Annotated in this window: 27 protein-coding genes, 1 pseudogene and 1 riboswitch; of the genes and pseudogenes, 5 read left to right on the forward strand and 23 right to left on the reverse strand. The window is 33.9% G+C overall.

The genetic code is table 11. The annotated features are described in order from the left end of the window. Positions 1–4: 4 nt before the first annotated feature. The 16 genes from SCI76_RS03275 to SCI76_RS03350 all read right to left on the reverse strand — a co-directional run bounded on the left by SCI76_RS03275 (position 5) and on the right by SCI76_RS03350 (position 16579). On the reverse strand, positions 5–352 hold the full coding sequence (locus tag SCI76_RS03275) for a helix-turn-helix transcriptional regulator (RefSeq protein WP_328174855.1): 348 nt from the start codon (positions 350–352) through the stop codon (positions 5–7). A 20-nt stretch (positions 353–372) separates the two neighbouring features. Further along, positions 373–1545, reverse strand: coding sequence for a DegT/DnrJ/EryC1/StrS aminotransferase family protein (locus tag SCI76_RS03280; RefSeq protein ID WP_168760708.1), 1173 nt, complete (start codon positions 1543–1545; stop codon positions 373–375). A 31-nt stretch (positions 1546–1576) separates the two neighbouring features. Beyond that, complete coding sequence (locus tag SCI76_RS03285; RefSeq protein ID WP_115653784.1) at positions 1577–2200, reverse strand: acetyltransferase; 624 nt, start codon at positions 2198–2200, stop codon at positions 1577–1579. 1 nt (position 2201) lies between these two features. Continuing rightward, positions 2202–2801, reverse strand: a complete 600-nt coding sequence (locus SCI76_RS03290) for a sugar transferase (protein WP_115655154.1) — start codon at positions 2799–2801, stop codon at positions 2202–2204. Positions 2802–2847: 46 nt separating this feature from the next. Beyond that, complete coding sequence (locus tag SCI76_RS03295; protein ID WP_168760706.1) at positions 2848–2997, reverse strand: hypothetical protein; 150 nt, start codon at positions 2995–2997, stop codon at positions 2848–2850. A 12-nt stretch (positions 2998–3009) separates the two neighbouring features. Continuing rightward, positions 3010–4092, reverse strand: coding sequence for a UDP-glucose 4-epimerase GalE (gene galE, locus SCI76_RS03300; RefSeq protein ID WP_407545051.1), 1083 nt, complete (start codon positions 4090–4092; stop codon positions 3010–3012). A gap of 19 nt (positions 4093–4111) precedes the next feature. After that, complete coding sequence (locus SCI76_RS03305; RefSeq protein WP_328174854.1) at positions 4112–5191, reverse strand: EpsG family protein; 1080 nt, start codon at positions 5189–5191, stop codon at positions 4112–4114. 50 nt (positions 5192–5241) lie between these two features. Further along, complete coding sequence (locus SCI76_RS03310; RefSeq protein ID WP_328174853.1) at positions 5242–6126, reverse strand: glycosyltransferase family 2 protein; 885 nt, start codon at positions 6124–6126, stop codon at positions 5242–5244. Further along, complete coding sequence (locus SCI76_RS03315; protein ID WP_394555220.1) at positions 6123–7202, reverse strand: glycosyltransferase family 1 protein; 1080 nt, start codon at positions 7200–7202, stop codon at positions 6123–6125. The genes SCI76_RS03310 and SCI76_RS03315 overlap by 4 nt, the downstream gene beginning before the upstream one ends. 23 nt (positions 7203–7225) lie before the next feature. Further along, positions 7226–8380: a glycosyltransferase family 4 protein gene (locus tag SCI76_RS03320; protein WP_328174852.1), complete on the reverse strand. Its 1155-nt coding sequence runs from the start codon at positions 8378–8380 to the stop codon at positions 7226–7228. A gap of 34 nt (positions 8381–8414) precedes the next feature. After that, positions 8415–10247, reverse strand: coding sequence for a nucleoside-diphosphate sugar epimerase/dehydratase (locus SCI76_RS03325; RefSeq protein WP_328174851.1), 1833 nt, complete (start codon positions 10245–10247; stop codon positions 8415–8417). 16 nt (positions 10248–10263) lie between these two features. Beyond that, entirely contained in the window at positions 10264–10428 is a 165-nt protein-coding gene (locus SCI76_RS03330; protein WP_176544763.1) for a hypothetical protein, read from the reverse strand. Between the two features lie 283 nt (positions 10429–10711). After that, positions 10712–11371, reverse strand: a complete 660-nt coding sequence (locus SCI76_RS03335; RefSeq protein WP_255287233.1) for a CpsD/CapB family tyrosine-protein kinase — start codon at positions 11369–11371, stop codon at positions 10712–10714. Next, a complete protein-coding gene (locus SCI76_RS03340) occupies positions 11358–12092 on the reverse strand; it encodes a YveK family protein (protein ID WP_098626824.1) in 735 nt (244 codons plus the stop codon). The genes SCI76_RS03335 and SCI76_RS03340 overlap by 14 nt, the downstream gene beginning before the upstream one ends. Positions 12093–12556: 464 nt before the next feature. Then, on the reverse strand, positions 12557–15298 hold the full coding sequence (locus tag SCI76_RS03345; protein ID WP_328174850.1) for a right-handed parallel beta-helix repeat-containing protein: 2742 nt from the start codon (positions 15296–15298) through the stop codon (positions 12557–12559). Positions 15299–15313: 15 nt separating this feature from the next. Next, complete coding sequence (locus tag SCI76_RS03350; RefSeq protein ID WP_328174849.1) at positions 15314–16579, reverse strand: fibronectin type III domain-containing protein; 1266 nt, start codon at positions 16577–16579, stop codon at positions 15314–15316. A gap of 417 nt (positions 16580–16996) precedes the next feature. Then, a riboswitch (cyclic di-GMP riboswitch) is annotated at positions 16997–17095 on the forward strand. 24 nt (positions 17096–17119) lie between these two features. Between SCI76_RS03350 and SCI76_RS03355 the strand changes: the two genes are divergently transcribed. Beyond that, entirely contained in the window at positions 17120–17266 is a 147-nt protein-coding gene (locus tag SCI76_RS03355) for an anti-repressor SinI family protein (protein ID WP_328174848.1), read from the forward strand. Between the two features lie 341 nt (positions 17267–17607). Here the strand turns inward: SCI76_RS03355 and SCI76_RS03360 are convergent, their stop codons facing one another. Together SCI76_RS03360 and SCI76_RS03365 are read right to left on the reverse strand one after the other, a co-directional pair. Next, the gene (locus SCI76_RS03360; RefSeq protein ID WP_098626821.1) at positions 17608–17940 is read right to left on the reverse strand and encodes a helix-turn-helix domain-containing protein; all 333 of its coding nucleotides are present in this window, start codon (positions 17938–17940) and stop codon (positions 17608–17610) included. A 325-nt stretch (positions 17941–18265) separates the two neighbouring features. Beyond that, complete coding sequence (locus tag SCI76_RS03365) at positions 18266–18412, reverse strand: anti-repressor SinI family protein (RefSeq protein WP_228307706.1); 147 nt, start codon at positions 18410–18412, stop codon at positions 18266–18268. A gap of 222 nt (positions 18413–18634) precedes the next feature. Here SCI76_RS03365 and SCI76_RS03370 point away from each other — a divergent pair, with 222 nt between their 5' ends. From SCI76_RS03370 to SCI76_RS03380, 3 genes are all read left to right on the forward strand, one after another. Next, positions 18635–20188, forward strand: coding sequence for an alpha/beta fold hydrolase (locus tag SCI76_RS03370; RefSeq protein WP_328174847.1), 1554 nt, complete (start codon positions 18635–18637; stop codon positions 20186–20188). Positions 20189–20203: 15 nt separating this feature from the next. Next, complete coding sequence (locus SCI76_RS03375; protein WP_168760701.1) at positions 20204–20674, forward strand: DinB family protein; 471 nt, start codon at positions 20204–20206, stop codon at positions 20672–20674. Between the two features lie 161 nt (positions 20675–20835). Next, on the forward strand, positions 20836–21621 hold the full coding sequence (locus tag SCI76_RS03380; protein ID WP_028413480.1) for a nucleotidyltransferase domain-containing protein: 786 nt from the start codon (positions 20836–20838) through the stop codon (positions 21619–21621). 67 nt (positions 21622–21688) lie between these two features. On the opposite strand, the gene SCI76_RS03385 is transcribed toward SCI76_RS03380, so the two are convergent. Next, positions 21689–21886 carry a hypothetical protein gene (locus SCI76_RS03385; protein ID WP_045290429.1) on the reverse strand — a complete coding sequence of 66 codons (198 nt, stop codon included), beginning with the start codon at positions 21884–21886 and terminating at the stop codon, positions 21689–21691. A gap of 332 nt (positions 21887–22218) precedes the next feature. On the opposite strand from SCI76_RS03385, the pseudogene SCI76_RS03390 reads away from it, so the two are divergent. Next, positions 22219–22452: pseudogene (locus tag SCI76_RS03390) on the forward strand (hypothetical protein); the annotation flags it as partial. Between the two features lie 198 nt (positions 22453–22650). Here the strand turns inward: SCI76_RS03390 and SCI76_RS03395 are convergent. From SCI76_RS03395 to SCI76_RS03410, 4 genes are all read right to left on the reverse strand, one after another. Next, the gene (locus SCI76_RS03395) at positions 22651–23493 is read right to left on the reverse strand and encodes a DUF342 domain-containing protein (protein WP_168760700.1); all 843 of its coding nucleotides are present in this window, start codon (positions 23491–23493) and stop codon (positions 22651–22653) included. 466 nt (positions 23494–23959) lie between these two features. Continuing rightward, positions 23960–24157 carry a hypothetical protein gene (locus SCI76_RS03400; protein WP_016763981.1) on the reverse strand — a complete coding sequence of 66 codons (198 nt, stop codon included), beginning with the start codon at positions 24155–24157 and terminating at the stop codon, positions 23960–23962. Between the two features lie 115 nt (positions 24158–24272). Next, positions 24273–24701, reverse strand: a complete 429-nt coding sequence (fosB, locus tag SCI76_RS03405; RefSeq protein ID WP_063248070.1) for a metallothiol transferase FosB — start codon at positions 24699–24701, stop codon at positions 24273–24275. A 47-nt stretch (positions 24702–24748) separates the two neighbouring features. Continuing rightward, positions 24749–25360, reverse strand: coding sequence for a LysE/ArgO family amino acid transporter (locus SCI76_RS03410; protein ID WP_034265797.1), 612 nt, complete (start codon positions 25358–25360; stop codon positions 24749–24751). Between the last annotated feature and the right edge of the window lie 70 nt (positions 25361–25430).

The following is a 25430-nucleotide window of genomic DNA, read 5'->3' on the forward strand; positions in this document are numbered from 1 at the left end:
TTTACTAATCATTTCTATTTTCCACCTTCTCATTCTGCCATTTTATAAATTCAATAATAGCTTTATACTCTGGAAGCTGTTCTTTTCTAATCCCCAGTTTTTTTAATTCGTTTACGAAATGAATCCATTCACTTTCTAAAAAATGTGAGGGTTCATGCTTAATTTCGATAAGTGTATGTAAATCTACATTTAACACGGCCGCAATTCTTTCAACTACTTGGATAGAAGGATTATCATTTAAATTACGCTCGATATTACTTAAATACGACTTGGACATATTAGCTCTTTCAGCCAGTTCAGATAATGTAAGTCCCTTTTTTTTGCGGATTTTATGGATTTTGTCTCCAATCATTCATCCTTACCTCATATTTTCTAATATTGGACGATTCTTTCTTTATTTAAGACTTTTAATCCTTTTTTTAGGCATTCAATGACTTTGTTTTGTTCATCTTCCGTCATACTTGAACCTGATGGAAGACAGATTCCGGTTTTAAATAGCTGTTGGGCTACGTCTTTATTTGCATCATGGTGATAGTAACGTGCTCCTTTAAAAAGAGGCTGCGTATGGAGGGGCTTCCATACCGGGCGCGCTTCAATATTTTGTTCCGTGAACGCTTGTACCAGCTCTGCTGCAGATGTTCCTGCTTCTTTTTCATTAACAGTTAAAACAGTAAGCCAACGATTTGTTTTCGTATTTGATAGCTCGGGCATGAATGCAATACCTGATAAACTAGATAATTCTTGATAATAACGCTCGAAAATTTTTCTTCGTGTTTCTACTCTTTTCTCTAACACTTGTAACTGTGCCCTTCCGACTCCTGCGAGAATATTACTCATCCGATAATTATACCCAAGCTGACTATGCTGATAGTGAGGAGCAGAGTCACGTGCTTGCGTTGCTAAAAAGCGCGCTTTTTGTAACTCGTCTATATCATTAGAAACAAGCATTCCTCCGCCAGATGTCGTAATAATTTTATTTCCGTTAAAAGAGTATACGCCGAACTTACCAAAACTACCGCTTGCTTTTCCTTTATAAGTAGACCCTAGTGATTCAGCCGCGTCTTCAATGACAGGAACGTTATATTGATTACACAGTGAAAGAATTTGATCCATTTTTGCGCTTTGACCATATAAATTTACGACAATCACTGCTTTGGGAAGCTTTCCTTGTATAAAAGCATCCTGTAACGCTTTTTTTAATGCCTCTGGTGACATATTCCATGTCTCTGGCTCTGAATCAATGAATACAGGCTCCGCTCCTTGATAAATAATGGGATTTGCACTTGCTACAAAAGTAAGAGTCGAACAAAATACGATATCTCCTTTTGTCACTTCCAATAAAGAAAGAGCCAAATGAATCGCTGCAGTTCCTGAACTTACTGCAACCGCTTCACTGACCCCTACATAAGAAGCAAGTTCTTTCTCAAAAGCATCTACATTTGGCCCTAGCGGCGCAATCCAATTAGTTTCGAATGCTTCATCTATATATCTTTTCTCATCTCCGCTCATATGAGGAGGAGAAAGATATATTTTGGAGTTAGTCATTAAAAGTCATCACCTTTTCTACTTATTTTGTTTAATCGCTATAAATAACTTTGGCTGGAGATCCTACGGCTTTGCAACTAGAAGAAATATGATGGATGACAGTTGAACCGGCTCCAATCACCGACCACTCACCAATTTCTATTCCTGGAATAACAGTAGCGGATGCTCCTATATGTACACCTTCACCTAGCGAAACATTTCCTGTTAAGGTAGCGTTAGGCGAGATGTGGACATAATTTGCAAGTTTATTTTCATGTTCAACAATGGCTCCGGTGTTAATAATGGAATGCTCTCCAATTTCCGCATCTGCATTAATCACCGCATTCGGCATTACAACAGTTCCATTTCCAATCATAGCTGTTGAACTTACAACTGCCGTTGGATGGATAACCGATAAATACTGGTCTGTTCGTAAATTTAATGTTTCCACTAGCTTTTTTCTTACTGTATTGCTGCCGATTGCAATCACAACTTTTACATCTGTATCAAGTAGCTTATTTAGAGACGAAAAAGGCGCATACGTAATTCCATTTCTTTCTTTTTTTTCTTTATATTTATCATCTAAAATAACGATAATTTCGTAATTTCGTAAAGAAGAGATCATTTCTTGAATGACCTTACTATGTCCGCCATTACCTATTACGATAACTTTCAAGTTATATCACGTCTTTCGTTCCTTTGAATTTTTCTATCGTTACATGCCCTTGCTGAGTAACACCTTCTTTTTTCGCAACTTTAAGAACCGTTAGAATTAAGACTTTAAAATCAAGAAATATGGTTTGGTTCCTTACATACCAAGTATCCATGTGGAATTTTTCTTCCCATGTAATTGCATTTCTGCCGTTTACTTGAGCCCACCCGGTAATTCCTGGTTTTACATTATGTCTAAGCATTTGTTCTTCTGTATAAAGAGGCAAATACTCCATCAATAATGGTCTTGGTCCGACTAAACTCATATCTCCTTTTACTACATTAATAAGCTGTGGAAGTTCGTCTAAGCTATACTTTCTCAGAAACTGTCCGGCTGTTGTTAAACGGGCTTGATCAGATAGCAGGTTTCCTTGCTTGTCTTTTAAATTAGCCATTGTACGAAATTTATAAAGGTAAAATGGGTTACTATCTTTCCCAGGACGCTGCTGTTTAAACAAAACAGGCGCACCCATCTTTACTCTAACCAATATGGCAGTGGACAAAATAACAGGAGACAATAATATTAATAGAGTCAATGAAATGACTAAATCCATTATTCGTTTCATCATGCATACCCTCTATTTCTTTTTATTTCTTACTTTGCTTATTTAGCTAATCAGAAGAATTAACAGTTAAAATCGTTTGTTTAATCTCATTTACAATATCGGTTGGTTTAATATCATGAGATTGATTGCCTTTTTCATAAAAACGGATTAGAATTTCCTGCAGCTTTTTTTCAGTAAGGATATTAGATATATTCATCGAGATTTCTCATTAATTAGACACTAAAAAACCCGCTGCAGAAGCAAGCACCGGAAAATTATGTTCGATTAATTTGTCATGATCTTCAACATATCCATCTGGATTATTTTTCTGCCACCTCCAGGTATCTTGGCACATTTCATTAATTCCTTTAGCGGCAACCCAGCCAAGCTCATTTTTTGCTTTTGAAACATCTGCAAAACAAATGGCTGCATCTCCTGATCGTCGATCCGTAAAGGTATAAGAAACTTTTTTCCCAGAAGCCGCTTCAAATGCTTTAACCATTTCTAATACACTATAGCCTTTTCCTGTCCCAAGGTTGTAAACATTCACACCTTTTGATGACTGTACTTTCTCTAAAGCTTTTAAGTGCCCTTTGGCTAGGTCAACAACATGAATGTAGTCTCTAACTCCTGTTCCATCTTTTGTTGAATAATCACTCCCAAATATATTAAGGCTCTGTAATTTACCAACTGCTACTTGCGAAATATATGGCATTAAGTTGTTTGGAATACCATTTGGATCTTCTCCAATCAACCCGCTTTCATGAGCCCCAATGGGATTAAAATATCGTAAAAGAGTAATACTCCATGCCTCATCGGAAATATATAAATCTCCTAATATCTCTTCTATTATCTGCTTCGTTTTTCCGTATGGATTTACAGCTCCTAATGGAACGTCTTCGGATATAGGAACTTGATCCGTTGATCCATAAACGGTTGCTGAAGAACTAAATACTAGTTTTTTCACTCCGTATTTTTTCATCAGTTCACACAGTACAAACGTACCCGTAAGGTTATTATGATAGTACCAAAGAGGAAAAGATACAGATTCACCTACAGCTTTAAGCCCTGCAAAGTGAATAACTGATTCAATCTTATTTTCAGAAAATACTCTTTCAAGCCCTTTTTGATTGAGTAAATCCACGTTATACGTTTTAAATGTTTTTCCCGTTATGTCAGATACACGTTTTAATGATTCAAGTTTGCTGTTGAAAAAGTTATCTACAACCACGACTTCATGACCTGCATTTAACAGCTCTACGCACGTATGACTTCCAATATAACCTGCTCCTCCTGTAACAAGAACCGCCATTCATTCATTCCTCCAATTTTTAGGGAATTAAATTCAAATAATCACTTTTATAAAATATTCCTAAGCTAATTACATTTTCGTAATAGTAATAGATAAAGTAAAGAACCAAGATGGCATAGTAGATAAGTTTTTCATCTTTTTCTCGAAATAGCTTTACAATCCATGAAATCACAATTAATTGATATAAATTAAAATAAATCCAAAACCTTGCGAAAATCCAATTTTGAGTAGAAATTAACATAAACACGCAGCCAATTAAAGCCATATTGATAATAGGATCGCTGTTAGGAAATATTCTTCTTAATTTATCTCGTCCTAAAAAAGCAATGAGTAAAGGCCCAGCGTTCACTGCTACTCTCAGAATATTAGCTCCACCTTCGTTAACATTTTGATAATCACTGTACTGCGTATCTTGAATAGCCGAAAACAAAAGTGTTGAAAATTGATTAAACCCTAAAACAATTATAATGGCTAAAGCTATGAGAACAACCGTAGCCTTGGACCAGGCTTTACTTCTAACAATAAAGTAAATTGGAATTAATATAAGGGCACTTTGATGAAAAAAAGATGCAAAAATAACAACTAAGAAATACCTTTTCCAACTTCCTTCTATCAAAAATTTTGTTGCTGTAAATATAATTGCTGCGGCTAAAGTTTGTCTAATCCCGTTCATTGTAACTAAAAACAATCCACCAGTTATATATACATACAGACTCAACTCAAACATCCTTGAATACTTATACAAAACCAAAATAATAAATATGTTTGTAATCAAAGCAGTAGTAAATATCAGTATCTGAGGATCTTCTGATACTTTTTTTAATTGCCTTTGAAGAATTCCAAAGCCAATATCTTTGTTGTTTAGAATATACTCCCACGTAAAATCATTGGAAGTATAGATGTTTATATAGTTAAATGTATCACCTATATTGGATCTAAGACCTGCAACAGCTATCAACGTAGATGCTGCCCCAAACATCAAAATTTTATTAGGCCTTATTAAAATCGTAAAATCATGGCTAATGGAAGTAGTTGCAAAATATCTAGCAAAAAATGCAAAAATAAATGCTAAAAAAAGATTAATCCAAAGAAAAGTCATACGATAAATCCTTTCAAATCAAAAACAGGGATCATCATAGTATTTTAACTTTAAACAATCCTTGTTTTTGTTATAATGTAAAAATATAAAGCTATTCCTAGAGGCATTGCCAATAAGGTTAAACCTTTACTAGGTGTATCTTGTAAAAAACTCCTGTTTTTACCTATCAAACTACTTGATACATAGTGGATTGCTTGTCTGAACTTAAACGAACGACTGGCGAAGGGAAGTTTCATCATTTCTTTACGATAAAAAGCAAAACCTCTTGGATTTTTACGATACTGTTTTAACATGTTTCGCGACGATCCGTCTTCTAGGTATTCTACACAACATATTATTTCGTTCATTAGTAACATTTTGTATTGTTTATCAATCATATGATATTTATAAGCTAACCCAACATACCTTTCATTTTCAAATAACGGATATGGATACTTTTTTGTTAATGACGTTCGATAAACCAGCTTTTTATCCCCTGTTACACTGTACTTGTTATATAAATCGAACAATGTGGAACATGTAATATGTTCTGGCAATCGTGTACCAATAATGTCATTGTTATGGTTAGCATCAAGACCGATGATTCCACCAATTTCATTACTTCCATACTTCTTCCACATATTTATAATTTTTCCCACTGCATCATCTGGCATATAGTCATCAGAATCAATGCAAACGTTTAGCTCTGTATCAATAAGTTCATAAGCCGTGTTATGTGCACCATGCATTCCTTGGTTATTTTGCCAATGGTATTTTATTTTAATGATATTTTCATTAATCCAGCCATCAACAATCTCTTTTGTATTATCTGTTGAGCCGTCATCAATGATTAGCCATATAAAATCGTTGCAAGTTTGTCTTTTTAAGCTCTCGTAACATTGATGAATGCAGTATGCTCGATTATAGGTTGGAGTAAAAACTGTTAATGTTTTCAACTAACCGTTCCTCCCATCTCCATATACGATTTTTGAATAAATTCCGCTGTTTTACGTATGTTGTATCCTTTCTGACTTAAACGTTCCTCTGATACTTTCCTGGATGAACTGCTACTCGTTACCTTTAACATAGTTTTAACCCACTCATTTTTATCATTTAAAGGCAGATATTGAACTAGCCCAACCCCCATATCTACTTCTTTTGTTATTACGTCAGAAATAATGCAAGGCAGCCCTGCTCCTTGAGCCTCTATCAAAGTTACCGGAAGCCCTTCATGGAAAGATGGGAAAACAAATGCATCAAAAGCTTGAAGCAGTAAATGAATGTCTTCTCTTACCCCTAAAATCTTTACTTTTTCTTCCAAATGCAACTCCTTTATTTTTTCTTCAATATTAGACTGTAATATACCGCCACCTGCTAGCAAAAGCTTAGCATCTGGAATAGTTTTCGTTAGTTGAGAAAATACCTCTAGTAAAAACAAATGATTTTTTTGATGGTTGAATCTTCCTACGTGGCCAATAATCAATGAATTTTTATCAAGTTTCAATTCTTCACGAATTTGGTTTCGAACATTTGATGAAAATTTAAATTTATTACATTCAATTCCATTTTTAAGAATGAATGTTTCATTAGATTGCTCTTTAAATAACCACTGGGCAGCAGCTTTTGAACAAGCAAACAGGTGAGTAGCAGAGCTTTTAATATTGGTACCTACATACCATTTATAAACTTTCGATGCCAATCCTCCTTCACTTTGAGTATTATGACTATGGGCAATCCTTACTGAAATGTTTGCTTTTTCTGCTGCACGAAGAACTAACCCACTCATTTTATCCATGTGAGAATGAACAATCGTATAGCCGGCATTTTCTTCAAAAAATTGATTCAGCTGTTTCAAGTAAGCAACGTGGCCTACTTCTGTTATATAAGGGATTCTATGAATTTGCCCTCCCATTTCCATTATTTCTGAGTCAAAAACTCCTTCTTTACATGTCAAAAAGTCAAATTGAACTTTAGAGCGATCCATATTCCGATATAGATTCATAATTAGTGTTTCAGCGCCGCCTCGATTCATATTGACTACAACATGTAATACCCTTAATGGACCTTCCACTTAATATCCTCCGTTTCTTGCATATAAGATCTATATATCTTCTTTTTTTCTATTAGCACTTTATTAATACTATATTTCTTCAAAATAATATCCCTTCCATTTTTGCCAAGTTTGCACTTTAAGGTTTTAATTCTAGCAAGCATCTCTATTTTATCTGCAAATACAGTAGTGTGATCACTATCGTCAATAATCCAACCATTTTTATTGTTCTGAATAAGCTCTCTATGACCTCTATTATCGAGAGCTACTATCGGTAGTTCACAAGCCATAGCTTCCATAATATTCACAGGTAGTCCTTCACGAAAGCTTGATGCCACTGCCACGTCACACATTGGAACAATTTGATGAAGATCGTTTCGATAACCTAAAAAGTCAACCATATGAGAAATTTCTAAGTCTGCTGCTAGCTCTCGGCATTTTTCAAGCAACGGTCCTTTACCTGCTAAAAGAAGTTTTGCCTGCGGAATTTTATCTTTTATAAGTGCTAGCGACTGAATAAGAAGCTGCTGGTTTTTATTTTTATTAAACTCCGCTGCGTAAAATAGTAAAAAGTCATTTGGCTGATACCCAAATGACTTTTTAAGCTGAATTTTTTCTTTTTCGTTTGCAGGCTTAAAATTGTCTGTGTTGATTCCCACTCCGTGAACATGTTCAATATGTTTCGTTTTAAAACGCTTCGTTGCCAATTGGTAATCTTCTTGATTGATTGTAATTAAGCAGTCTGTATAACGAGCGAGTATTTTCTCTATCGGATAATAAAGAAGCCAATTCACAAAAGATGCCCCTTTGCAAAAGTGAAAACCGTGAGCAGTGTAAATAACGGCCGCTCCTTTTTTTCTTGCTTGTCGTGCCGCTAAACGCGCTAGCGCTCCCCCCATTGGAGTATGACAATGAATAAGGTTGTATTTATTATGATTAATCACCGTTTTTAATTCTTTGTAAGCTTTCAAGTTGTCTCGGTGCAAGGGTGATCTTTGAATGGAAAGGTTATATTTTTTATCAACATAAGGAAGCTCCATATTTCCGCTTGCTGCTACGTGAACCTCCCATCCTTGTTCCTTAAACCATTCCATATAAGGCAGATGAAACGCTTTAAAATGAAAATCTACAGTTGCACAAAACAATACTTTTTTAGTCACTCATATCACCTATCTGCATAATGTTTCAACCTCTTCAGCTTGAAACAGAAACAATCTGTTTAGAAGCCGAAGTTAGATTATTATTTGCCAAATTTAATAACGTTTCCCTTAAAGATTCTTTATCCATCGTTTCATATGTTGCAATGATCTCATTAATTTCTTCTACATATAGTTTTGCCGTTTTGCCCACATAGATTTTTGGATATACTTGCTGTTCATGAATTTCATCTTCTTTCAACAATTCTTCAAAAAGCTTTTCACCTGGCCTCATACCTGTAAATTCTAAGCCAATTTCATCGATGGAATTTCCAGATAGCTTTATTAAGTTTTTAGCAAGATCTACTATTTTTACGGGTTCTCCCATATCTAAAACAAAAATTTCTCCTCCGCCAGCTAACGCTCCAGCTTGAATAACAAGTCTTGATGCTTCTGGAATTGTCATAAAGTAGCGAACCATATCCGGGTGAGTTACGGTTACCGGTCCTCCTTTTTCAATTTGTTTTTTAAATAACGGAATGACACTTCCTCGACTTCCCAATACATTCCCAAATCGGACTGCAACAAATTTTGTAGCGCTATGTGCATCCATTCCTTGAATAATCATTTCTGCCAGTCTTTTCGTTGCCCCCATCACACTTGTCGGATTCACTGCTTTATCACTAGAAATCATGACAAAAGTTCCTACGCCGTGCCAGCTCGCTGCCTTTGCCACATTCATCGTTCCAATTACGTTATTTTTAACAGCTGCTTCTGGATTACGCTCCATTAGCGGCACGTGCTTATGAGCTGCAGCGTGATATACAACGTCTGGACTATGTATATTCATTACCGACATCATTCTCTTAGCATCTTGTAGATCAGCAATCTCTGTTGTAAATTCAATACTTGTCTCTTTAAATATATTTTTTAGTTCCATTTCAATTGAATAAATACTGTTTTCACCGTGACCAAGTAGAATAAGCTTTTTGGGACTAAACTTTGAGATTTGTCTAGAAATTTCAGAGCCAATTGATCCGCCGGCACCCGTCACCAAAACTACTTTATTCGTAACATAACCAGAGATACTTTCAACATCCATTTCAACAGGGTCTCTTCCTAAAAGATCCTCTACTTGCACATCTCGAAACTGATTTACTGAAATTTCCCCTGTAACAAGATGCTCAAGCATAGGCAGTGTTTGAGTTCTCGCTTTTGTCTTAGCACATTCCTGGAAGATGATATTTAATTCCTTTTTACTAAGGGAAGGAATGGAAATAATAATATTTTCAATGGCAAATTTTTCAACAGTTTCTTCTATTTTCTCTGCTCCACCTAGGACAGGAAGACCTAAGATATCAAGGTGATGCTTTTTTATGTTGTCATCGATAAAACCAATAGGAAGAAGATTGCTTCCATTTTTCTTCAAAAGCTGCCTGGCTACCATAGTACCTGCAGATCCAGCGCCAATGATTAACGTCCTTTGTTTATTGCTTGATTTGTTTATAATAGAATCCCGATACATTCTCCATACAAATCGTGATCCCCCCATTAATAACATATGAAGCAGCCATGTCACGGCTAACAGTCTAAAAAATGTTTCTTTAAAAACCAGTTGCTGAATGATGGCAGCACAGAGAATAGAATAAGAGACAACTTTAAAAATGATGACTAGTTCTCCAATACTTGCATATTCCCAAGATTTTTTATAAAGTTTAAACCTAATCGAGAAAAAATGATGACTCAACAAAAACGTAAGTGAACTTACAACAACAGGAAAAGTAATTACGTAAATACTTGCATCTACAAGAAAGCGGCTCATAAAAATAGCTAACATCACAATACAAGAATCAACTACAATAAATAAAGACAACCTTTGGCGATAAGTCATACACGTTCTCCTTTCTTTAGCTGATGATTTTTTGGTTGTCTAATTCAAGAGCCGTTATCCTTTTTCGAATCGTATTATTCAACAACTTTCTAATTTCCATCAGCTGCTCTTTAGATGCATCTTGTTTAATATACCTAACAGCTTTTTTAATAGATTTTGGATGATTATCAAAACTCCCCATTTCACCTTACATCTCCTTCACTATAAAAATAATAAAGCTTTTATGTATACGGTTTTTGTAAAACCGTATACATAAAAGCTTTATTAACACTAAAATAGGCATCTAACCCATCCTCACACCATACTTTCGACGACTTGCGTCTAAGGTTTCTTTCAACCCACAGCATGATCGAGTGCCTGCGTTGATAATGGCAAGTAGGCATCGCCAAACTATTTCATCAAATAACTTTTTAAAGAACAATTATGTTCTTAATTGAGAACTATTGTCCAAAAAAATTATATCTTTATTTTTCATGCATAACCACACCTACTAATTTAGCTTCTGCAATATCCAACACTCTTTTTGTTTCCTCTATCTTCTCTACCTTTGTTTTCTCTCTCTTCAAAATTAATATTACTCCGTCACAGTATGTTGATAATACTCGTGTTTCAGGAGATGTTAATAGAGAGGAAGAATCGATTAGTATAGTATCATAACAAGCAGACAATTTAGTCAGTAAATTTTGCATCGTGTTAGTACCTAATAATTCTACAAAATGAGACAAAGAAGAACCACTCGTTAAGACGTCTAAATTCTCTATCCTCGTTTGATGTACAACTTCTTCAAAAGATTCTTCAGTTTTTAGTATATCTATTAACCCTCTATTATTTGGAACGTTAAAAATATCTTGAATTGCTGGATTTCTTAAATTTGCATCAATTAATATAATTTTTCCTTCTTTCTGAGCCATGGAAACAGCTAGGTTAGCTGCCGTAGTTGATTTCCCTTCTCCCTTTTCAGGAGAAGTAATAAGAATAAGCTTGCACGTTTTTTCCTTTGTTAAAAAGTGAAGGTTTGCTTTAATCGCACGAAATTGATCAGAAATAATGGAATTAGGATGAAAGTGGGTAAAAAGGATTGGTGTTTTCAACATTTTTACTTGAGAATTTTTATTTGCTGCCAACGGTCTCACTCCTTAATTCTACGTCTGTTCCTGTTTTAGCAGATGATTTAAATTTTTGTTTGTTCATGTTTGAAATCGTTCCTATTACCGGTACACCTAATAATTGTTCCACTTCACTGTCTTTTTTTACTCTTCCATCTAAAGAATCTAGTAAAAAAGTAAGCCCAAGTCCTATTACAATCCCTGCAATCAAAGCAAGCATGATGGTGCGGTTTTGATTTCCATCAATAGGAGAAGAATTCTTTGCTGGAGATAATAATTGGACTCCTTTAATATTTAGAATATTCCCTACTTCTTCTTTGAATACTTCAGCTGTTGTATTGGCAATTTTAACAGCAGTTATTGGATCCGTACTTGTTGCGGAAAGACTAATGATTTGTGATCCATCAAGGCTCGCCGCCTGCACTTGACCTGCTGTGGCTTCTACAGGCTGATTCAAATTTAACTGTTTTGTTACTTTTCCCATCACTATAGGATCTTTAACCATTACTAGAAGCGTACTCATTTTTTGTGTATCTACATCTACAATCACTCTGGTGGAAGCTTGATAATATACTGTAGTATTATTTTGATGACTGTAAAAAAAGCCAGCCAGTGTAGTAAAGATAGTGATGATAATGATAAGCCAAATACGTTTTTTGATGACTTCATAGTATTCTTTTAAATTAATGTCTTTACTCTTTTGTTGGTGGAGAAAATTCCTTTGTTCCATTGTGCTCATTAGAACCACCTTTACTTGAATTATTTTTTAGTGTTCTCAATATCAAATATTCTTTATAACGAACAAAAACATTATTAAACTTTACACTTCTTAGTTGTATATGTACTAATACATTTTGATAAGTAAGTTAAAGTTCTATTTCATTTTAATTCTTTATAAAGAACAAGTCAATACTAATCTGCTTTTCTTCCAAGAATATATAACACTCTATTAAATTTGTTTTATCCACAAAAAAAGAAAATTCATACTGCTTATTTGTTTTTTATAAAGAACATCTTAATATCCTTTTAGTTGCTAAAATGTACGGTTATTTATTATGTATGCATTAAAGAGAGTCAAGGGAACAAGGAACCTAAAGATATACAAATATTTGTGAGTTTTATCTATAAGAACATAATAGAATTAAATACTTGACCCCTTAACTTCATCTAACATCCGTATTGAATAAATCTGGTTGGTTAATCTTAATTAATTATACCGTATAAATTAAAGACAGCCTTATCCCCAATATTCTTCCATGTAATAATCTTCAACGCTTTCCAAACGACTGTTCCATCAGAAATTGCATTAGCAGTTGCTACCCATATAGGCTCCTTATCACCCGTAGTCCCAGCAGTTACACTCTCGTAATAGAAGCCGTTAGGTGTGTTAGGCATTACCTTATCCCCTACTTTAACTGTCTTAGCAGACCATGTGGGTATACCCTTTGTATCAATGATTGTAGTATTAAGATTGAAAGGAAATTCAGGAAAAGTACTTGCTGAAACCCCCGTATTTTGTGCCTCATATATTTTAGTTCCTGAATAAATTTTAGCTCCAATAGTATATGACATTGACGGACTCCACATTATATCAGTTGCTATACCAGCCTTTACGCATATCCACCCTATATTCTTTCCAGGAGCAGGCGCAGCATTTATAATCATGTTACCTACATTAAAATATCCGCTATTAGGCTCTATAATATTAGAAACTTCAGAATCATAATTAATATATTTATCGCCTATTAGAGGTGAAAATGAAATATTCTTGAGTGTATTATTAGCAATGATAGAACTATTTACCTCTGCGCTGCTATCATAATAAGAAGCAATAAGAGTTGTTACGCCTTTATACTCTATATAATTATTTTTTACTATTGCAGAAATAGAGTTAGTAGGATATTTGTTATCAAATATGGCTTTAAAATCACTATTATTTATTAATAAATTACAGTTTTCTAGAGTCATAACAGAACCACCGCTAGTTACATTTGATAACAGATAAAAAAAGTTGATTAATTGTGTCGATTCAATATTACAATTAGTTAAAGTATAGAAATTATTATTACTAGACCCATTTATGTTAATAGGTTTCAATACTGTGTCTTTTAAATCGCAATTTTGTAGAATAATAGAGTTATAGTTATATTGATTAGTAATATCACAGTTAGTAAATGTACACTCATTTAAATTGAGCGCCATTGTATCAGTTCTATTAAACTTTATTGTAAGTCCATAAAATTCATTATTTTTGAATGGTCCAATAGTGTTAATTACAATGTCTGGCTTAACAACATCTTTAGGATTAGCAAAAAAAAGATTATTCTTAATTCTAGTTCCAGTAGGAATTACGGCACCTGTGACATTTACTAATCTAACAATATTATTTTCATATTTAGCACCCCCTAAACTCCCAATAGTATCTACAAAATAGTTGCCCTCACAAATTACATCATAAGTAGGATTACTTACATCAAACGAACCTTGTATATAGTTTCCAGTTATATTTACAGCAGCATTTTGATGACCAGAAGCTCCAAACAGAAGAATTCCAGCTCTGCGAATGTAGTTTTCAGTAAGGCTAGTATATTGCTGATCGTATACAACAACTCCATAACCATCCATATTGGTAATAACATTTCCCTCTACAAATACTGAGTAGCCTCGTGTAAGAATGCCATGATAGCCACCTGTTATTAAATTATTTTTAATAATACTGTTATCTCCGTAAGAATCTTCTTGGTTTATAGCGTATCTAGTCGTATCATTAAATGCAGGAGCGCCATCTAAAAAAACATTACTGAATTTACCATTGTTTCTTATGCGATTACTTCTTACAACACAATAACTGCCTCCCATTGTTATACCGCCTCGGTGCCCATTGTAAATTTCATTATATTCAATAACGTTATGACTAGGCACTCCGCCGTAATCGACGAAAATATTAAAATTTTTAGCAGGGTCTGTTTCATTATAAAATTTCAACTTATACTTTGCAGCATTAGGAGGTATAGACACCGGAAACTGAACTCTCATATTTCTTAAAACACCTATATAGGTATCGTCTGCTCCGTAGTAGAAAACATCAAATTCCTTTTTATTCAGACTTGTTTGTCTAGAATACCCTTGCCCAGCAATAGAAAAAACTTTAAATGTAAGACCATCTGGTGAGGAAGGTATTGTAATAAGGTTTGTCACAACTGTAGTAGTTGCTGGTATAATAATTCCTTTACTATCTATATCTCCCAATACTGCTCCTGTAGGAACGCTTCTGATTATACCTTGTGAAGTAAGATTTATATTGTCTCCCATGTATCCGCTAATATCGCAATGACTAACAGAACAGTAGCTGGAACCGTCAGTAAACGACACTCCATAACTACCTTCAACCGCCTTCTCATTTGGGTTAACGAAGCTCCTATCATATACATCGCCTATAATTTTACCATTTATAATATGTGCATGATTTACTCTACTAAACGTAAAAGATACTCCAGCAAAATTATAGTAATCTGTTCCTGTTCTTGTATCGTACGGTGATTTATTATCAGAATCGTAAATCACTTTCAAAGTCGAACCGTTGAGGTTTAAGGTCATATTACTTGCCATAAAAATGGTTTGAGGATAGCAAATAGCATAACTCTCTTTAGGAAGAACTACAGCAGTAAACCCATTAATACTTGCATATTTAATCGCTCGATTTATTCCTAATACGTTTGCATATGCTTTTTCATAGTCTGTATTTTTATATGGTTTTGAAGGAATACCTTTCGTGATTCCAAACCTTTTAATATCTATCACATAGGTTGATGATGAACCTGCACTAATTGCTTTTAGTTTTTCCGCGAGACTGGTAGATTCATCCACAAAAACTGCATCAGCTATTGTAACAGGAAAAGCATCTACCCCTTCACTGTCTATCAGCTTCTTAATTTTACCATCCATCCACAGCACCTCCTTTTATTGGTTAGCACTAAATGCCCCTCCATGTAATGTCATGGGTTCGTTATTATCCATAAGATCATTAAGTTTACTACCAGTTACTTGAGAAGAAAAATCGTAATCTGACACAAGAACCCGTTTACCTTGATCATCTGTTTTGTAAAACTTAACTCTGTAAATATTGCCTCTTATCACAGATGTCCCCGATCTAGAAGCAAATATATTCCATTTGTCTGTTATAAGTGTTTCTCCTAATGTGTCTAATCGAATGACTACTTTTGTGTTCTCTGGTATAGTTGCATAATTTCTGTCTGGTTTTAAAACACCATCTACATACATATCACCAAAACCTAACCGCGCATATTGTGTTCCATTAAACTGAGAGTACAAATTGTAAGTGGGATTCGATTTTAAACTTTCAACAATTACATTTGTCCAAGCATTTTTTAAAGTTAAAAATTTTACAGTCAGTTCTATAGATGTAAAGCTTATAGAAGGGACTTCTACATAGTCAGTATTAGCTAATTTTGTGTATGAAAGGTTTCCCAATGTTCTAGTATTAATTGTAGTTCCATACCCTTCAATCTCCCCACCATTTTGAGACTTTACAGTAATACTATAATTTGTTGAAGGAGTTAGATTTGTTGCCATGAAAGTTGTAGCTGTTGTGGTTCCAATTAAAGATGTTCCTACATAGATGTTATAATTTTTGACGTCTGCTGATTGACTTGCAGTCCACGAAAGTGTCAAATTAGTACGATTCGTATCTGCGACTATCAAATTAGTTACATCATAAGGCATTAGTCGTTTAACAGACTGCAAAGGAAAATCGGCCAATGTTACACACCCTGCTAGTACCTCTTGAGTTTTAAAAGCATTACTCGATGTGTCGTTATAGACAAGAGAGTGAGCACTAACCTCTGAAATATCCTCTTGAAGGCCTTTTTTATATGATTGCACTAATTTACTGTCGACCATAATTTTCTCTTCAGTTGTGCTATCTATAATCATTATTTCAAAATCTGAAATATATAAATTTTCTGTTTTTTCTTCATATAATCTAAATTTCTCCGCTAATTCATTTATTTCTTGAAGTATATAAACTCTAATATTTGTTATTAGCTGATCAATACTTTCTATACCTTCTACATTTTTTAAAAGTTTATTACCGTTAGGCGTACCAATATATAATTCACTTGTATCGTTACACAAGCCAAACTCACCTTCGGCTAATGTCGAAAGATGAACTTTTAATCCTCGTCTAATTACAATTTTTAATGACATCAAAACTACCCTCCACTTGATAACTTTTGTAAATAATTAATTATTTTTTACTTTCTCTTACCTAAATTACTAAATACACACTAATTCTTTCATTCATAAAGATATTGCTAAAAACATCATTGGAACTTTTAAAAGTTACTTCAATTAATTATGGAGTACTTAAACAAGTATATAAAATTCATTTTAAGTACTCCTTTGTACATGCTATGCCTAAAAAAAAAAACCGATTGTACACTTGCCTATACAGACAAAATTGTTGATTCTTTTTAAAAATATGAAGCGTATTCAATTGTGAAAAATTATAACAAACTAACTTTTTCCATGTATGTATATCCTTTTATTCTACTTATTATAAAACCGACAAATTATGACACATTCAGGTATTTTCTTGTAGTAAAATGTTCGTAATACAAATGATTCAGAAAAGAGCAAACTGTTCGAAAGGTCAGGACGCAAAGCTGCGGGTCTAAAGTCATAGAATAAAATATAAAAGACTAGGATAGCCGGGTTACCTGATAGAGAAAAGCTGGAGGTAGAATAATGCTGAATCGTACTAACGTTGTGGAAGTAAATAAAAAGAAAGAGACGCTAGATAAAGAATGGGTTGAGCTTATGCATACCGCTTATAAAATGGGTATCTCTATTGAAGAAGTAAGAAGGTTTATTGCTTATAATAAACCTAGCTAAAAGGAAAAAGGAAGAGACGAGGGATTTAATTCACACAGGAATTAGATTCTTTTTTTTGAGGTGAGAATTATTAAAAGAGTGTATTCATTTGTAGAAGCTATACTTTAGGAGGTGTTTACTGTTATCAAAATAAAAAGAGAAATTTGTAACAATACGGTTAGAATAAGAAGGAAGGAAAAGAGATGAAATTAAAAGAAGTTGCCTCTTACCTCGTTGAGCTAAACGAAGGAATTAATTTAAATTTACTTAATAATAACTTTCTTTACTGATCATAGCAGAACCTTTAGGGGCAGTTGCAATTAATCAGTTTCTACTGCCCTTTAAATCAAATGCTCTTAGACTTACTGATTTGAACGCTGCCACTTTTGGAATTCAAGAAACTGTTTGAACTGCTCTTTGCTGATACCAGATTCAGCCGCTTCTTTTGCTAAATCTAACCATTCACTGTCTATTGAGATTGAGCTATCACTCTCGGAAGAATCATGAATTAACTTATCTACACTAACATGTAAAGAAGTTGAAATCTTATTTAAAAATTGAATAGAGGGGTTTAATTGAATATCTCTTTCCACAGAGGAGATGTAAGACTTAGCTACTCCAGCACGGTTAGCAAGCTCAGTTAATGATATTCCTTGTTTCTTTCGAAGTTCTCGGATACGTTGACCAATTGTCATATTTATCACCCTTAATAAATGCTTATAAGGATAATTGTACCACAGTTCCATGCTAAATCCTATAACAAATTAAATTATCGTCGAGCTATGAAAAACTGCTTAAACGGATTGAAATAACCTTATGATGCATTCGAAATAAGATATTACTTACCTGTTTTGCACAATCAATCCGTTAAAGCTATTGTAATTATATAGTAGATTTTTTCACTCATTGTACTTTTCAGAAAAAAATAATCATTCATTACCTACGCTCAAATACCAAAAAAGGGAGCTGTATTGAATTACCTTTCTTATACCAGCTTTTTTATTCTTTCACAAAAGTTTCTCATTTATTATATTCTTTTTTATTAAATTGGTTTGGATTAGAGATAAATTCCTTAACGTCTTGTATGCTGATTCCTTGATCTTGGGCTTTTAGCATTAAATGAACCCACTCTAAATCAATAGTACTTTTATCATTCGCGCTCATCATTCCAGTCCCCTTCATCGTAAATTTGATAACGCTTTCTAAAAATGTGATTAAATAAAAATACCTATTTTTCCCTGTTTTTTTACAGTATAATGGATATTACCAGAACATTAGACATTTTTTATTACTAAAAGCACCAATTTTTTTGAATTTTTTGTCTATTCCTATCATAATGATTTTACCGTTACACAAACGCTACAGTTAGACACTAGGAGGATTGTTTTTATGCCTTTTCTGCATACGGCGACAGAAAAAATTTACTATGAAGTTCATTCGCCTGTATTCACTGACCAGACAGACACCATTGTGATGATTCATTCTGTTATCACTGATCATACGCTTTTTGATTCTATTACTGCAGAATTAACCCAACATTATTGTGTTATTCAGTACGATTTGAGAGAGACAGGAAACAGCGCCTCCGCTACAGGGGAAATATCGTTTGAGACTCATATTGAAGATCTTTTCCACTTATTACATACGTTGCATATAAAGAAATGTTACTTAGTTGGCGTGGGATTTGGAGGACAAATCGCTGTTAAATTTACCGCCCGCTATGAATTTCTTGTTGAAGGACTGATACTACTGTCTCTTCCTTTTTATTCAGATAGCACCATTCAAAAGATTAAGAGATGTTACAACGAAGAAAGCAAAAATCAAATACCGGTAAATAAAATCCTTGAATTAGGCAAACTGGAAAGTCTGGAATATACAAACATGCAAGAGGTTATTGAAAGACTTAAACAAATGGATCCCAATGTATATTTCCGCTTTGTTAAACTTTCTATTACAGCCAGTCTATTTCAAGAGCTAAGCAGCATTTCACTTCCTGTACTCACTGTATCTGGCCAACATGATTTGCTGTTTTCATCTCAGTATCTGATTTCAAAAACGATGTTTTTAAAAAACTACAGTCATATGACCATACCTAACGCACATTCTCTATTTCTAGTAAAAGAAAAAACAGCTTTATTCAGAGAAATTGTCATAGATTTTATTAAAAGTAATACAGGCCAGCTGCCTTCTTTAAAGAATGATTCTATGAAAATACTTAAAAACTGGGAAAGTGATACGGCTATAGACATACAAAAAGATTTTCATGCCCATACACCCTCTCTTAAAGTAGATTTCTTATACTCTTTTTCCGTCTATGTAAATGGTCAGCCTATTACAGAAGGCTGGAATAAGCGCTTTGCTCAAGAAATTTTACTATATCTTATTTTTCACCATTCTATCAGCAGAGAACAGCTATGCGAAGCGCTGTGGCCCGAAATGCCTTTAAGCAACGCCAAAAAAAATTTACGCGTCTACTTGTCTCATTTAAAAAAATTATTGAACGCAGAAAATTCAGAGCCGGTTTTACTTGTTAACAGGCAGCTCATTTCTTTAAATGCAGATGTGTCAAGCGATGGATTAGATTTACTAACTGACCTTCAGTGGATAACCGAACAGTCTGACCCGGCGCTGAAATTCAAGGAAGCTGAACAACGACTGCATCAATTAGTTCCTCATTATTTAACAACGATTTATGACGATTGGTTCCTTGATATCCGAGTGAAAATAGAGATTATTCTTCTTGATCTATTAATATGGATGAAAGAATGGCTTTGTGAAAATGGAAAAGTTTCAAAAGCCGTATTTTTACTTATTAAATTTATTGATTTAGTAGAAGAAAAGGAATTCATTTATGATGAAATTGTCGATTGCTATATCAAGCTCGATAACAATGAAAAATCAGAGTACTGGCTCGATCAAAAAATGCGGTATTTAGTTGAATAAAAAGGATGTGAATACATGAATTCGTACTGTGAGATGGTGTTTAATCAAATACACGTCAACGTCCAGTCTCTCACCGCGATCATTGATGAGGTTACAGAAGAAGAGCTTGCTTATCGTCCCCTCCCTCACAAGCGGTCTATTCAAGAGCTGCTGCAGCATTTATGTCTCATTTGTAGTGCAGACTATTCTATTTCCTCAGGCTACTCTGCAGATAAAATGAACGACTTTTATCTGCAGCATCCAGCTTATACAAAGCTTGAACTCAAAACAGCTTTAATAGATGGTTTTAACCAGCTAAAAGCGGCCTACTCTTCTTTTGACGAACGAAAGCTTTTTTCACTGCAAACGTCCTATTGGGGATGCACGTATACACGTTTTGAGTGGCTGCTTGAAATTCAGTCTCATTTATACCATCACCGTGCAGAACTATATACACTTCTAACCTGTTACCGCAGAAAGGGATTGGATATAGTGCTTTTTGAGTGATATAGTTTTCACTCTCTATATTTTCGTAGATTTTTAGAGGCTTAGGCTTAAAGGAAGCTTTTTTTATTTATTTACCATTTTCCATACATTATGAAATATAATAGGAGAAATAGTAATAGCTTTTGTATATAGAAAGCATTAAAAGAAAATGAGGTTGGGTTATGAGAGAAACAATTGTTGCAGCTTTAAAGAAAATTGAAGAAGATTACGACGTAAAGGTATTATACGCTTGTGAATCTGGAAGTAGAGCGTGGGACTTTCCATCTAAAGATAGCGATTATGATGTTAGATTTATTTATATTCATAAGAAAAATAAATACTTAAGCATTGACCCAATCGGTGTAGGTAAAAAGCGAGATGTAATAGAGCTACCTATTAATGACCTATTAGATGTTAGCGGCTGGGACTTAACCAAGACATTAAAACTTTTTAGAAAATCAAACCCACCTTTACTAGAATGGATGCAATCAAACATTGTATATTACAAGGCGTATTCAACATTTGATAAAATGAAAAAACTACATTCTAACATCTTTACTCCTACTTCTTGTATATACCACTATTTAAATATGGCTAGAAATAACTTTAGAGAGTATTTACAAGGTGACGAAGTAAAAATCAAAAAATATTTTTACGTTTTAAGACCCGTGTTAGCTGCTAAGTGGGTTGAACAATATAATGAATTTCCTCCACTAGAATTCCCTATTCTCTTAGAGAAACTGTTACCAGAAGGAGAATTAAAAGAAGAGGTTAGTAAGCTGTTAAAGCGTAAAATTAGTGGTGATGAGCTAGATTTAGAACCACGCATCAATGTTATTAATGAATTTTTAAACATAGAAATTGACCGTTTAGACAAATACGTCAGAACTTTATCTGTAGAATTAGATGACCCTACATATGAATTAGATCAATTATTTAGAGATACTTTAGACGAAGTTTGGAACTAAGTATAAAACAAAAAGGCTTATCCCTAATGCAAGTAGCAGCGGATAAACCTTTTATTTATAATTTCTATTAAAGCGGTATATTATTATTCGTATTTTTTGTTTCATTCAAATAGCTCTCCACATATATTTGTTCTGCATCTGTAGCATTTTTAATTCCATCCTCCGGACTAAATTCAATGTTTCTCCTTATTGCTACACGATCTGCAATGTAACCCATTGCTAACAAAAACACTATACATCCGCCTGCCCATAGCCACATTGTCATTTTAATACCCCCTTTTTCTTCTTTAATTCACCTAGCGTCGCGTAATACAGCATATATCCTCCGCAGGATAAAAACCCTCCAACAAGTAAAATGGCAAGTTTTTTAATAACTATCCCCTCCACATTCTTTTAAACAAAACAGAACTAACAGATGATTCGACTTTATGTTAAACGTTTTTCCGCAAAAAGGAATTTAAATTAACATTCCCTATACTTACTATACGTTATAGCACTAATAAAAGTTTCAGAAAATTACATCAATAATTCCCAAGTTGATTTTCAACAAATCTTATTATAATTTTTTATGTTTCATCCTAAATAATTTCAAAACCGCTGCCAATCTATCTATAAAGCATTCGAGGCTTTACGCCGCTTCAATCAGATTTACTATTATTGCCAGGTGCATTAATTATGATGCCGATTGTGACTGAATGCATCAACCAATTACCTCAACATTTAATTTCTCACGGTACAGCTTTAAATAATACAATTCGTCAAGTTGCAGGTTCAATTGGTACTGCTATACTTGTTACAATTATGACGCAACAAACTACGGAACACCTCGCTAAAGCAATAACAACTTCGACTATAGATATGGTAGTAACGATGTATTCTTATTTGCGACGCTATTGACTCTAGTTGCGTTATTACTCTCTCTCTTCTTACGTACACCAAAGATCAATAGAGAGAAATAATAAAAAGCCGTTTCTTTGGTTAAGAAACGGCTTTTTATTTTAATAAACAATTATATTTAAAGCATATATTTTACATTTGGATATCATATTTAGATTCAAATGCAGACACTTTTTCTTTAGCATCTAAAAATTGTACTTCAGCAGCTTTTGTGTTTTCTTCTAAAGTTGATTTATCCTTACCACTTTCTTTTTGTAGAACTTCTAGCATTTCAACTTGCTTATTTAATGACGAAGTCACGCTAGTGACTGCGGAATTTAATTGATTATATTCTTCAGTACTAAAGCTAGCTTTATATTTCTCCAACTCTTCCTTAATAAGCTTTATTCTTTTCATAGGCATTCCTTGTATAGACTTAATAGCCTCAGTTGCGTCTGCATCAATTTTTTCATAATCGTAGCTATCTGCATTAAAATCTTTGTCTAACTCAATAGTGTTCACCGCATTAAAGTGCTGAGTAATATCCGCTTTAGTTAACACAATATGCATATGAGTACCAATTGCAGCCTCGTACACATCTACTGCCGAACCATAACGCTTCTGAGCTTTTATTGCTTGATCATTACTTAAATGGTCTATCTCAGTTTTTAAGTCTTTTACATGTTTGTCTAGTTCACCATCATCGCCCTGAAGAATATTCTTGCTTTCAATTGACTTTGCTAGTATGTTAAAGTCTGCTTCAAAAACAAGATAATCATCAGATTCCATATATCCTTTTTCTTTTGTATATTCTTCATACTCACTCTCTAATTTAGAGAGTTTTTGTTCGAGTTTTTTCTGCTCTTTCCCCATTTGTTTCTGCTCTTGCTTAGCAGATCCTTGTTTTTGTTCTTCTTTCGTTGATCCACAAGCTACTAAACTAATAGATAGCAAAGATGCTACAAGTCCTAGGCCGATTTTTCTTAAATTCTTCATTTTTTCTCCTTTTTTTGGTATGTAGTTTTTTCACCAAACAATGATAGCATATATTATGTACTCCAAAAGAACGATTTTAGAAAAATTATCAAGTTTTCTATAGATAGACCATTAAAAGCAACAGTAGTTTATCTGTTAGTAGCAGCTTTAAAAAATCTCTTATCCTCAGTTTTACGAACAATTGCTTAATTATTAGACCTTTTATCTGACGCGCAACGAAACTAATTAGAAAAAAAGTAAAAACCGTTTCACTGTTTAGAAAACGGTTATTTACTTTAACATATAATTCTATACTTAGAGTTAATTTGATATTTCACCCCCTATTTCTGATTTAAAATAATAAATTTGTAATCTTTTTAGCGGGTTTACTTGTTTTTTAAAATATAAATTAACCATTTTCTTCATAAAAATAGTACTATTTTCAAAAGGAATCTTTTATTTCTCCTGAGAATAGTACTACACTATATTAAATAACCTTTATTTTTGTTTTAATTGTATAATATGTATCTGCTATGAGTCCTACTGCAAGTCCACTAATCATCCCGTACGGTAATACACCTGGTACATTTTGATAAAAAGTGCCGATTAACATTGCAGCTAGGATGCCGAAAAGTACGCCTATCACAATATGCGAACCAAACTTCACCTGTTTTGCGGTATACATTCTTCCTCCTCCTCACTTTTTTTCCATTATATCACAACAGCATCGTTTATTTAATGATAACTGAGCGAGGAATGCGAATGTAATAAAACTGTAACCTTATATAACTATTTTAGTATTACTCTTTTGGCGAATAAAATGTCATATGAGGCTTTTCTTCTTGGTAATACGCTAAACGGTCTTGGAGCGTACCAGTATGAAATTCAAATTTATGACCGTCAGGATCCGTAAAATAAATAGATTTTTTGTCTCTCTCGTCACGATTTCTTCCAGGTAAGATATTTACATTATGCTGTTTTAACAGCTCTTTTGCTTGGTCAAAACTTTCAATGGAAATAGAAAATGCTAAATGAGTATACGAATAATGAATTTCTGATCTAGGAATATCTTTTTCTTCGTTTAACGCGAGCCACATTCCATTTAGACTAAAGTAAGCGGTGGACTTTCCTTTTACTAAAAGTTCCGCCCCTAACACTTTTTGATAAAATATGATGGACCGTTCTAAATTTGACACAGAAAAGCATATATGATTAATTCCTTGAATCATCTTTACCCCTCGCTTTCTATTATATAACTTTTCTTTTAGCACCTATTTTACTGAAAAAACATACTTTTTGCCATGTAAAGAGCTACTCCCCAAATCATACATGCAGAAGCCTTATTGACCCAAATCATTATTTTCCCATTTGAATCCATTTCCCCTACTGCTTTTCCTGCAAAAGCTAAGGATAAAAACCATATCCACGAAACGGATATCGTAACGAGCGTAAAAATCCATTTTTCTTTTCCGCTGTACAGTAGAGAATTTGTTCCGATTACACCCATAATATCCATCAGCGCGTGAGGATTTAGCAGAGATACAGAAGCAGCAAATAAAATTTGGGCTTTCACCGTCATCCCTTCCTTTACTGACGTTTTTGAAGGTTCGCTCTTCCACGTCACAAAGCCCATATACGCTAAAAAAAGAAAACCTATCCCAAAAATAAGCGCTTGAAAAAATGAAAAGGTAGCGGCTACTGCTGAAACTCCCAGCACTGCTACTAGAATTAAAATCGTATCACAAACAGAAGCCGTTACCACTACAGGAAGCGCCTGTTTGATCGTTCGTTGATTTGCTCCTTGGTTAAAAACAAACACATTTTGTACTCCTAAAGGTAAAATCAAACCAAATGCTAACAATAAAGCATGTATAACCACTGTAAACATGTTGTTCTCTCCTTTCTCTTTTATCCTACAATTGACATCCCTTGTTGTCTCCATCCAAATTTTGATTTAT

This window comes from Priestia sp. HNGD-A6, from assembly GCF_045784335.1.
GTDB classification, from domain to species: Bacteria; Bacillota; Bacilli; order Bacillales; family Bacillaceae_H; genus Priestia; species Priestia zanthoxyli.